Source organism: Herbaspirillum sp. CF444, assembly GCF_000282135.1.
Lineage (GTDB): Bacteria > Pseudomonadota > Gammaproteobacteria > Burkholderiales > Burkholderiaceae_D > Herbaspirillum.
Genome location: NZ_AKJW01000058.1, coordinates 1 through 12,005, shown reverse-complemented (window position 1 = coordinate 12,005; position 12,005 = coordinate 1). Strand labels below are relative to the sequence as shown.

At 55.1% G+C, this 12,005-nt stretch carries 6 protein-coding genes; all 6 read right to left on the bottom strand.

Features of this window, described 5'->3' with window-relative positions; all coding sequences use genetic code 11:
- Nucleotides 1-6: 6 nt before the first annotated feature.
- Complete coding sequence (locus PMI16_RS25000; protein ID WP_007879273.1) at nucleotides 7-1,152, bottom strand: RHS repeat-associated core domain-containing protein; 1,146 nt, start codon at nucleotides 1,150-1,152, stop codon at nucleotides 7-9.
- Nucleotides 1,153-1,229: 77 nt separating this feature from the next.
- On the bottom strand, nucleotides 1,230-2,357 hold the full coding sequence (locus tag PMI16_RS10565; RefSeq protein WP_007879272.1) for an RHS repeat-associated core domain-containing protein: 1,128 nt from the start codon (nucleotides 2,355-2,357) through the stop codon (nucleotides 1,230-1,232).
- Between the two features lie 134 nt (nucleotides 2,358-2,491).
- Nucleotides 2,492-6,562, bottom strand: coding sequence for an RHS repeat protein (locus PMI16_RS10560; RefSeq protein ID WP_034379963.1), 4,071 nt, complete (start codon nucleotides 6,560-6,562; stop codon nucleotides 2,492-2,494).
- 124 nt (nucleotides 6,563-6,686) lie between these two features.
- Entirely contained in the window at nucleotides 6,687-7,880 is a 1,194-nt protein-coding gene (locus tag PMI16_RS10555; RefSeq protein ID WP_007879270.1) for a hypothetical protein, read from the bottom strand.
- Between the two features lie 569 nt (nucleotides 7,881-8,449).
- Nucleotides 8,450-9,661, bottom strand: a complete 1,212-nt coding sequence (locus PMI16_RS10545) for a hypothetical protein (protein ID WP_007879269.1) — start codon at nucleotides 9,659-9,661, stop codon at nucleotides 8,450-8,452.
- 416 nt (nucleotides 9,662-10,077) lie between these two features.
- Entirely contained in the window at nucleotides 10,078-11,286 is a 1,209-nt protein-coding gene (locus tag PMI16_RS10540) for a hypothetical protein (RefSeq protein WP_007879268.1), read from the bottom strand.
- Between the last annotated feature and the right edge of the window lie 719 nt (nucleotides 11,287-12,005).

Genomic DNA, 12,005 nt, shown 5'->3' with positions numbered 1-12,005 from the left:
TTACTCCTATCCATCGAAACTGCTCGCCACACCATAAGGATAGCGGACCCAGTCGGGTTCTGATCGTAGGGTAAAAAGATTTGACTGCCCCGCAAACGCCTGTTCAGCACCGTCAAGAATCCCCTGTAAAGCATCGGCATTTAATGGCAAATTCATCTGATTCATCCGATCTCCAATCCACATATCAACGGGACTGTCAATCCTGACTTCACCCCGAGAAGCGATCACCCCCACAGTACGACGATCCACATTAAGAATTCTGATCAGCTCATGACGAACGTATGCTGCAAAATTTTGAGTTCCATATTGCTGTGCCGCGTAATTCATCACCAATCGGTACTCACTATAAGTATCACCTACAACTCCGCTCGCCTCGAGGCGCCTGACGAGCGAGGTAGGGCTAAGAAAATCGCCGTCACCTCTGATCGCGCGCATACTGTTGAAGTCCAAATCAAGCAGAGTTCCCACTACGATATTAAGGCGCGGCCCCCCGTTAGTCGCTTCATCTTCGAAAGTGAGTGACATTTGGAAATTTCCGTAAAGGCCCCAAAATCGTGGACGACGAAATTCCCCCGACATAGGGATGCCAATTCGGCCGTTGACCCGCTGCAATTTACTGACTAACCTAACGCCGGTCTCGTAAAGCGAATTTGCCCGCCTGGCCAGCGCTATCCCACCTTGGACCAGGCCTACCGCTCCGGTTCCCATCGACACCCACCCCAGGATCGCTGACGCTTGCGGATCCACATCCTCGCTTGCCCCACTGGCAATGGCGCTCACATCCGCAAGCGCACCCGTTATTCCTACCGCCAGTGAGACCGCCGAGGTCGACTCGATGGCGGCCATGACACCACCAGCGGCCGCCATCGAGGCTCCCGCCGTCACAATCGTCAGCGCCAGTCCGGCAATGCCCATACCGATACCCAGCCACGCCTGCCAGCTCAGGTGTCCCGATGGGTCCGCATAATTGACTGGGTCGCCTGCGCAGTACGCATACGCATTGATGCCTCCGGCCCCAAACGGGCTCCACGCATCCGGACTGTTGAATCGCATCAGCACCGGGTTATATGCCCGGTAGCCATTACCCAGGTGATACGTGCCGCTCACCGGGTCTTGCCGCTGGCCGTTATAGCCCAATATGCTCGTGTTCATTGTCAGATCCTCTTGACTGCTCCGGCTTGCGTCATGTCGCCCCGGCGCCAGCCGGATTTCGCATTGCCAACTCCCCATCAGCTATACGTGCGCAAAAACGTGCTCCAAGACTGATTTGCAGTAATAGCAGGGTCTGGGTAAATCACATTCACTTCGTCGGCAAAATCGTTTGCTATCACATCAAACTGGCCTTGCATTAGGGCAGGAGACGGTATAAGTCCATTGTTGTTTAAATTATTCATCCAGAGGCGCATATGGTCGACAACAGGCCCTTGGACATGCACCGGGAGTGCAGTAGCAATAACGGGGCTATCTATTCCCCTCACTTCCAATGCCCTTCTAAATGCCATGGCCAAGCTGCGACCGCGTGCTCCCTGAGCAGCACGGGATACGAGCAACCGGTACTCTGCATAATCGCGATCAGGGGTCCTGTCAACAATCGTCGCAGCACGATACAGTGCGCGCACATATTGCTGCCCATTCCACCGGCCCAAAGCGAAGCGTGTCGGATGGGCGTCAGGTATGCCTCGTATGTTCCCACTGCGCATTACTATATTCAGGCGAGCCCCCTCCCATATCTGGTCTTCGTAGGTGAATGCGATATCCTCAACTCCCCCCCCTTGCCCCTGATACAGCCCATGAAACCGTGGATTGCGAAATAGGCCTGGCAAAGGTATAGCGGCCCCGCCCCCCTCACCTTCCATCATCAGGCCCCCAAACGGCCTGCTGGCTGTACCCTTGAGTGCACCGAGCACCTTGCCTACCACCGCCCCGCCGACTGATGCCAGCAGGGAGCCACCGGCAAGTAACGCCCAGCCACCCGCGCCCATGCTGTCCAGGCGTTCGTGGTCAATGGCCATAGCAATACCCTGAACCGCCACCGCAAACGTCGCATCAATTGCAATCACAGCGGGTAGCGCCAATCCAGCGGTCAATACGCCAAGTACGATGCCGCCGATCAACCCTCCAGCCAACCCAAAAATGCTGCCATTGCTCAGGTGTCCTGACGGATCGGCCCGGTTGACCGGATCACCATCGCAGTACGCATACGGATTGATGCCGCCCGCACCGAACGGACTCCAGCTGTCCGGACAGTTAAAGCGCATCAGCACCGGGTTATATGCCCGATAGCCATTGCCCAAGTGATACGTGCCACTCACCGCGTCCCGCCGCTGGCCGTTATAGCCCAATATGCTCGTGTTCATTGTCAGATTCTCTGTGACTGCTCCGGATTGCGCTGTGTCGTCCCGGCACAAGCCGAATGTCACCGGGCGGGCCGCTCCCCACCGCGCTTGAGATCCAATCCCGAGTAGCGTAGAAGCTTCGTCAGTTACTGTCGTCAGTCAGATTGGTGGCCGCCACTGCTGTCACAGTAGCCGTACGGTGTATACGTCCGACCTTCGGTCTGCTGGCCGGAGGCCAGCATCACTACGCTCTGTTTGCCATCCGTACCCGTCAGCACCGTGGCGGTCTTGCCATCCGCTGATGTGGCCTGTGCCACACAGGCGCCCCCCGCATGAACCAGTCGCACCTGCTTGTCTCCTGGCTTCGGGCTCCCGCCACCCTGCGTGATCCATTCATACACCAGTCGCTCTCCCCGGTAATAAAGACGGTGCGCTTCGTCCGTGGCATTCACCTTCTGATACACCATGCGGTTATGTGCATCGTAGCCATAGGCGCCTGCCTCTCCGACCGCCTGCAGACGTCCCAGCGCGTCATAATCCAGTTTGCGCCCTGCTTCGTCCTTCTTCATTCGCCCCGCATCGTCATACTCCAGCTGGATTTCCGCCGGATATCCATATTTCGTGTCCGTCTGACTGTGCGTCACACGACTGAGCTGACAGGGATCCTTCGCATTATCGAAGTGATACGTGGCCGTATTCTGGACATTGCTCTTGAGGGTCGTCTCGCAGGTCCGGATGTTGCCCAACGCATCAAACGTGAAGTGCTGGTGAGTGAATTCGTTGCCGTAAGGATCAACAGGCAGTTTCGTGCCCGCACAGGTATAGTCGAACAGACGGTTTCTGTTGTCGTAGTCGAAAGTCTCGGTACGCACTACCACTCCGTTCTCGATGAGCACGCACTTGGCAAGCAGCCCGTTAACTTTCCAGTCCCTCGATAGCTCCTGTGTGAAGTGCGTCGCCCCGCTGACATAGGCAAGCGTCCGGCCGATCTCCCGCCCGAAACTGTCGGGCGTGAGTGTTGTATCCAGGGTTGCTCCCGTGGTTTTATCCGTTGCCTTCCACGACTTGAGCTGTTGCAAATCGTCGTAATCCAACGTCACATCGACTGACGGATCGCTGACGCTCGCCAAGCGCCCTTTGGGCGATAGCAACCGTGTCTGCGTCACGCCACCCGGACCTTTCCAGGATTGCACCTGTCCGCCAAGCGAATACTGCCACTGCGTCTCTACATCACTGCTGCCGTGTATCTGCGTCGATTCGGTTTTCTGCAGCCCCGACGACCAGGGCGCCCAAGTAACTTTCGTTGTGCCCTCGGTGGCCTCGGTCGGCATACCCGTCGGCTTTTCGTAGGTGAAATCCTGCTGAATCGCAGTGCCTCCCCCTTGTGTCGTGATGTTCTTCAGCGCCTCACCAAGCGCCGCATCCGTTATCAACGTCCGTTTAACACCATCCGGTCCCGTCGACGTAGAGGGGCGAATCTGCCATGCCTGCTCATAGGTCTGCGAAGTGGTGCGACCTCCGGCAGTACTTTCCCGCAAGCGCCCCAAGCCATCAAAGGTTTGCGTTCCAAGTTCAATTTCCTTATCTCCGGCAGGCGTCAGGCTGATGCGGGTCGCCAGCGCCGCCAGACTGAACGGCGCATATCCCCGGCTCACCACGCTGCCGTCCGCGTACTGCGTCGAGACCGTGCGCCCCATCGCGTCATAGCTGTATGTAGTGACACGCCCAAGGGCGTCGGTACTCGTACGCAGACGGTGCAGGCCATCCCAAGTCTGTACCGTGGTGCTGTAAGGCGTCGATTTCCAACCCGTACCGTCAGTCGTCACCTCGAAGGTTTCCGTTACCACCGGCCGCCGGGCGCTATCGTAATACGTGCGGGTTTTCGCACCCAACGCCTTGCCTCCCGATATCCAGCTCTCCGACGAGGTCAGCCAGCCTAACGGCTTTTTCACTGCGTCCGTGTAGCTCTGACCAACCGGGTCGATCATCTGGTTCCGAACGATGCCATCCTCCTTCCCCGTCTCCGTCGACAGTGAGGACCAATCATCCCAGGCCCGTGTCATCGTGAGCGCCAGTTCCCCGCTGTTGCTTCCCGCAACCTCCCGGAATGTATCGGCATGCCGGGACTCGTGGTTACGCCCCTTGACATCCCATGCATGGGTCTGCATGGTCCGCCAGCCCAGCGCGCCATCGGCATCCAGTATTTCCTGCTTCACGATGCGTCCCAGCCCATCGTAAGAAGAGCGAGCCCGGTTTCCACGAATATCCGTCACCGTGGTTTGCGCCGGAGTCGTCTTGCCCGGAAGCGCATAATCCCACGACTGGGTCGCCGTATAGGCACTCTTGTCCGGGTGATGAGTCTGCTTCTTCGGGCGTCCAAACGCATCGTATTCGTACGCCACGGTGTTACCAACAGCATCTGTCTCCGACTGCAGCCGCCCACTACAAACCGATTGGATGCGCGTCGAAGTCAACGTCAATTTCGGGGTATCCGCCTGCCCCGGCGTCTGGTCAACCGATGCCCCTACCGTCTGCTTCAGATGTCCGTTTGCATCTACCTCAAAGGCGAAGGTCTGGGTCGCCTTATATGCCTTGAGATCCGGCCCGTATGTCGTAGTTGTCTTCTCCGACATCCGGCCATGCTCCAGACTCTGGCTGCTGTTCACGTAGCTGAAGGATTCGACGTAAAGCCGCTGACTATCCGACCAGTGCGTGCATGTCCCCTGCAGTACGCCCTGGCCAGACGAGCGCCCCTTGTACGGTGCAAGGCTCCTGTATTCCCAGACATCTTTTACTACCGGTACATCGGTATAAGCACCTGATGGCGGGGTCACCGTACGGCTCTTCATGAACCGCACGAACCCGTTCGGCTCGGGCGGACACAGCACAGTGTTTCCGTCCTTTTCGCCGGCTGCAGGATAGTACTTGTATTCGGTCTTGGTACCATCGGGATCCATCCGTGTAAGCAGGTTGCCCGCATCGTCAAACGTATTGGTCGCGGTCTCGCTTCGGCTTTTCTGCCCCACAGGTCGGCTTGAGTCCGTCCATGTAACCTTCTGCTGTTTCGGGCACAGGAACGTCTTCGGCTGCTTCTCCAACGTCTCACCCTGTTCAGCAAAATAGTCTGTTTCGCGCAAAACCGTACGACTGCCGCAATCAGTCTGTTCGCTGACGAGCAGGTGAAAGGTATTGTAGGTTCGACGAGTGGCGATGTACGGCTTGTCATCCACAACAAGCTGTTCCTCGCTCCAGTACGTGTAATCGCTCACCCGGCCATAAAGCGGATCGAGCGTATCTGACCAGTCGACGCTGGCTCCGGAGGCCAGGTAGCTATTGCTGGAGTACGTATAGGTTCGCACGATCGCGGCCTGACCGGCCCCCGGCGTCTGTTCATATCGCACCACGGCAGGCAGTCCGCTGCTGCGTCCGGCACTGCTGGCAAACTGGATGGCATCGTCCTGATACTTCACCTCCTCGAGCAGCCCGGTCGGGTGGTGGATGGAATTGAGCCACGAGACGGTGTCGCCTCCGCTAGACAACGTCTGGTATTCCAGTGTTGTACTCAGGCTATCGTTATCAATCTGCGTAACCTGACCGTTCTCGAACGACAAGACTACTGTATACGCCTCCGCCGTATCAGGCCAAAAACGGAAAGATACATTCTGACCGTAGTCAACCCGCAGCAGTGTGGCGCCCGTATCATCGCTCACCTTGGCAAGCCGCGGCCCCTTCAGGTCATCGTAATTCCACTTAAGGTCCAGTGCATAGCCCAGCGGACTGAGCATGCGCGACGGCATCTTGATGTAATCCGCCGTCTTCGGACCAGCCAGCAGTTCGATCCTGCCGTCCTTCCAGACAATGCGATAGACCTCATCTCCATCTACAGTGGCGTATTCGAAACGGAAGTGATCCGTGTGTTTTTGCCGAAGCTCCGGATTCTCCGGCGTGCCAGCAACCCGATACTGCTCACCGCTTGACAGCACCAGCGCCCCTGAGTGTGTGTCATAGTACGAGTGCCCAAGCGAAAACCCGACGCCATAGCCCAAATCGACCGCCTGCAATGGCGAATAACCCAGCGCCACCAACATCGACGGCCCCTGATTGTGATTACCCACCAGTTGACCCAGTGTCAATCTAGGATTGAACAGGCCAGTGCGCGGATCCACGCCCCCCGATACTGCATCGACAAAGTTCACTGCCTGAGTGGAAAAATCTTCATTCATCATTAATCTCCGTATTACTACTGTTCATTCTGTCCATTGCGGCCCTCAGGCCCGCCATCAGGCACGTCGCCACAGTACACGCCTGCCTGCCGTGTACTGTGCTTTCCCTCAACAAATCACGGGATGTCTATTCCGGACGAAGCTTTGGCGTCACCGGCCAGACCGGATCAGCCTCAAACCATATCTTTAGCTTGCCCGTGTTGCCACGACTATCTTCGACATCCACAATGGCGTCGTTAATAAACATGTCGCTCTTCGGGCTATCACCTCCCTGCCAATACCGTGTCAAACCACTCTCTGGAAAAGACAGGTGCCATACGCAGACCGAAATGGAGTCGTCCTCGTGTTGGGCCATGTCATACTTCTGATGACGCATGTCCTTGTCGCCAATAACCAGTTCGTACCAGTGATCGGGAGCTTTGTAAGGTAGTGATGAGCCACGTTCGATACCGAAAACCCCCGGCTTCACGAACCAAGCCAAAACGTCCTCACTGTCACTGTGCGAACCACAAACTGCGTGTGGCGCGCCCGCAAAACTGAATGTCGTATCATGCGCAAGAGCGGCGCCGTCAAATCTCGAGCTGATTTTGTCAACCGTCCTACCTGAGACAGTTGTTTTCGTGAACTTGAATCCATTAGTTTTCGCCTGAACACTACGGATCAGGAACTTCTTCCATCGGCTAACGCCCTCGTACTTGTTATTCCAGTCTGCAAGTGTACCGAGAGCACGAATGATCGAACGAACCAGAACGTCGCTGACAACGACATTCCACTCCCCATCGGATACAACCTCCCAATGCTCAGACTCGCTATAGTCGATGGCCGGGGTCGTCGTGATCGTGACAGACGATTCAAGCCCGTTCGTTCCGCCATGAGCGGTACTGAATGTCTTTCGGTTCGCCTCCTTCCCTTCAGGATTCCAGCTCACCTGTGCGGCCACCTGCATGGTGGGCTGCGTCGTATCAGCATCACACCTCACGTAAAACCTGATGCGGTTGTGGCCGACTCCGGTCAGTGGCACAACCACATTGGGGACATTTTCTGTTACATAACCCCAGTCCTCGTAATCCACCATCCACTCTTTGTAGTACGCTCCGGTCAGCCTCTCCGACGTGTTGAACTCAACCAGTTGTACTACGCGAAGCAAATCTGTCCCGCTCAAATCCACCACCGTGCGATTCGCGTCGACGGCTGTGACAAATACGTCGACGTATGCTTGATGCTTTCCGTTACGATAGATGAGAGGTGCGCCACCTTGCCCCGTTCGAACCTCGAGCGCAGTAAGGTTCATGACCTTATCCCACGTTGCTGTTTGATCCATTTCTAACTCCTTCGTCGTCCACAATAATAAGACGGCAATGCCAAGAGCAATACGCCTAACCGAGCAGGCCGCCTTCCCACTATCGAGACAATCACGACCAATGACGCGCCCGCATAACCATGACTTCCTTCAAGATAGTCACAATCATCGCCATCTCAAATAAGACTTGGCGCAAATCACTGACAGCCTGCTGAAATCCGCTCGACGAAATCCGACCGTGCCTGGGCGAGAAAAATAGCGGCATGCCCACACTCATTGGTTCGTCGTTGTCGACCTGATTCCAACATCCCCTCATCCAGCTTTGCGACATGCGCCTACTCTTCCCAAAAACTGCAACGATCCACCAATGATTTGCGCCAGGTCTTATTCGAGAGGGTTGTGATCGCGATAATTGCTCTGGCTGGGAGCTGGCCATGCAAATCAGCCCTGCTATTAACAGAGCACCGTCATCTTGCCCGAATCCTCGTGCAACTCGGCTGGCGCAGGAGTATGACAATCACGTCAATAAAACCTATCTCGCCGCTCAGCTTCGTACGGCGGTATTGGGCGATATTGCATTGACGGGACATCTATTCCGGACGAAGCTTCGGCATCACCGGCCAGACGGGGTCAGCATCAAACTGGACTGTCAGTTTCCCTGCGTTCCCGTGATCATCCTCGACATCGACAACGGCGTCGTGAATGAACATGTCGCTCCTCGGGCTATCACCACCCTGCCAATACCGCGTGAAACCGGTCCACGGAAAAGACAGATGCCATGCATAAACCGCGATGGAGTCGTCCTTGTTATGATCCGGGGTTATATGATGACGGTCATCTTTGGAGCCAATGTACAACTCAAGCCAGTGATTTGCACTTTTGTAAGGTAGCGACGAACCAGCAGCAATACCAACAATGAAATCCGGAACTGGCTTCACAAACCACACCAGTACGTCTTCGTTGTCACTGCCAGTAGAGCCTGATACCGCGTGCGCATAGTTAAAAGGTTCAATCCGGAAATTGGTGTCATGCCCAAAGCTGGTATTAGAGTCCAGTCTCGATTTGATGTTGTCAACTGCTCCTTTCGTAACATGCGTTCTTCTAAACTTCATCCCATTATTCTTTGCCGGCATACTACGGATCAGGAATTTCTTCCACTCACTCGTACCACCATAGTGGTTGTTCCAGCTTTGGGCCTCGCCCGAGGAGCGAACCATCGAACGGTAATCAAGCTCTCTAATTACATTGTGCCAGTCGCCATCAGACACGACCTCCCAATGCTCTGACTTGCTATAGTCGATGGCCGGGGTCGTCGTGATCGTGACGGACGATTCAAGGCCGTTTGTGCCACCGTGAGCCGTACTGAATGTCTTTCGGTTCGCCTCTTTCCCTTCAGGATTCCAGCTCACCTGTGCCGCTACCAGCATGGTGGGCTGCGTCGTATCAGCATCACACCTCACGTAAAACCTGATGCGGTTGTGACCAACTCCCGTCGTGGGTACGACCACATTGGGTACATTTTCTGTCACATAGCCCGAGTCCTCGAAGGCAGCCGCCCATCCTTTGTAGCCATGCCCGCCCAGAACCTCCAACGTGTTGAACTCAACCAGTTGCACTACGTTACTCAAATCTGTCCCGCTCAGATCCACCACCGTGCGATTCGCGTCGACGGCTGTGACAAATACGTCGACGTATGCTTGATGCTTTCCGTTACGATAGATGAGCGGTGCGCCACCTTGTCCCGTTCGAACCTCGAGCGCAGTAAGGTTCATGACCTTATCCCACGTTGCTGTTTGAGCCATTTCTAACTCCTTCGTTATCCACAATAATAAGACTGCAATGCCAAGAGCAATACGCCTAACCGAGCAGGCCCGCCTTTCCACTATCGAGACAATCACGACCAGTGACACACTCGAATAATCACGATGATTTTCCTAATTAAAGATAGTCGCAATCACCGCCACTTTCAAATAAGACCTGGCGCAAATCACTGACAGCCTGCTGAATCCGCCGACGTAGTCGGATTGTGTCTGGGCGAGGGAAATAGCGGTATGTCCACAATCGGTGGTTCGTCATTGTCGACCCGATTCCGATATCCCCTCATCCATCTCCTCGAGCAATTCAGTTGGCGCTGGAGTATGGCAATCACGTCAATAAAACCTATCTCGCCGCGCAACTTCGTGCGACGGTATTAAGCGATATTGCATTGACGGGACACCTATTCCGGACGAAGCTTCGGCATCACCGGCCAGACGGGGTCTGCATCAAACTGGACTGTCAGTTTCCCTACATTCCCGCGATCATCTTCAACATCGACAATGGCGTCGTGAATGAACATGTCGCTCCTCGGGCTATCCCCACCCTGCCAATATCGCGTCAAATTGGTCCACGGAAAACTCAGATGCCATGCATAGACAGCGATGGAGTCGTCCTTGTCATGATCTGGAGTTATATGATGACGACCATCTTTGGGGCCAATGTATAACTCGGCCCAGTGCCACGCATTCTTGTAAGGCAGCGACGAACCAGCATCAATACCAAAAAGAAAATCCGGATCTGGCTTCACAACCCATACCAGTACGTCTTCGTTTCCACCAGTAGAACCTGATACCGCGTGCGCATAGTTAAAGGCTTCAGTCCGGAAATTGGTGTCATGCCCGAAGCTGGTAGCAGAGTCCAGTCTCGATTTGATATTTGAAACTGTTCCTTTCGTAACATGCGTTTTTCTGAGCTTCATCCCATTATTCTTCGCCGGCACACTACGAATCAGGAATTTCTTCCACTCGCTAGTACCAATGTAAGCATTAACCCAACTTTGGGCTTCGCCTTCGGAACGATCCATGCTACGGATATCTACGTCACTAATTATCCTGTGCCAGTCACCATCAGACACGACCTCCCAATGCTCTGACTTGCTATAGTCGATGGCTGGGGTCGTCGTGATCGTGACGGACGATTCAAGGCCGTTTGTACCACCATGAGCCGTACTGAATGTCTTTCGGTTTGCCTCCTTCCCTTCAGGGTTCCAGCTCACCCGTGCCGCTACCTGCATGATGGTCTGCGTCGTATCTGCTTCACACGCCACATAAAACCTGATGCGGTTGTGACCGACTCCCGTCGTGGGTACGACCACATTGGGTACAATTTCTGTCACGTAGCCCGAGTCCTCGTAGTCAACCCTCCACCTTTTGTAGTAGTCCCCGGTCAGCCTCTCCGACGTGTTGAACTCAACCAGTTGCACTACGTTACTCAAATCTTTCCCGCTCAGATCCACCACCGTGCGATTCGCGTCGACGGCTGTGACAAACACGTCGACGTATGCCTGATGCTTGCCGTTGCGATAGATGAGCGGCGCACCACCCTGCCCTGTTCGAACCTCGAGTGCCGTAAGGTTCATGACTTTATTCCACGCTGCTGTTTGATCCATTCCTAACTCCTTCGTTATCCACAACAATAATAAGACGGCAATGCCAAGAGCAATACACCTAGCCGAGCAGGCTTGCCTTTCCACTATCGAGGCAATCGCGACCAGTGACGCCCCCCCCCCCCCGCATAACCCCGACTTCCTTCAAGATAGTCACAATCACCGCCCTTTCGAATAAGACCTGGCGCAAATCACTGACAGCCTGCCGAAATCCATCCGATGAAGCTAGACCGTATCTGGGCGAGGAAGATAGCAGCATGGCCCAACAGTCCTTTATGGCACCGCAGATCTGCCACAATAGACGGCACGCCCACACGCGTTTTTGTCGTTGTCGACCTGATTCCGACATCCCCTCACCCAGCTTTGCGACATGCGCTTACTCTTCCCGAAAATTGCAACGATCCACCAGTGATGTGCGCCAGACCTTATTCGAAAGGGTTGTAATCGCGATTAATGTTCTGGTTGTGAGCAGGCCTTACGCAAATCAGTCCAGCTATTGACAGGGCACTGTCATCTCATGCCCACCATTGGCTGCACGTCGCACATGCCTGGGGTGTACTGTGCTTTCCCTCAACAGATCACGCGACGTCTATTCCGGACGAAGCTTCGGTGCCACCGGCGAAGCCGGGTCAGCTTCGAACTGGATTGTCAGCTTTCCTGTGTTCCCGTGATCATCCTCAACATCGACATAGGCGTCGTGAATAAACATGTCGCTCTTCGGG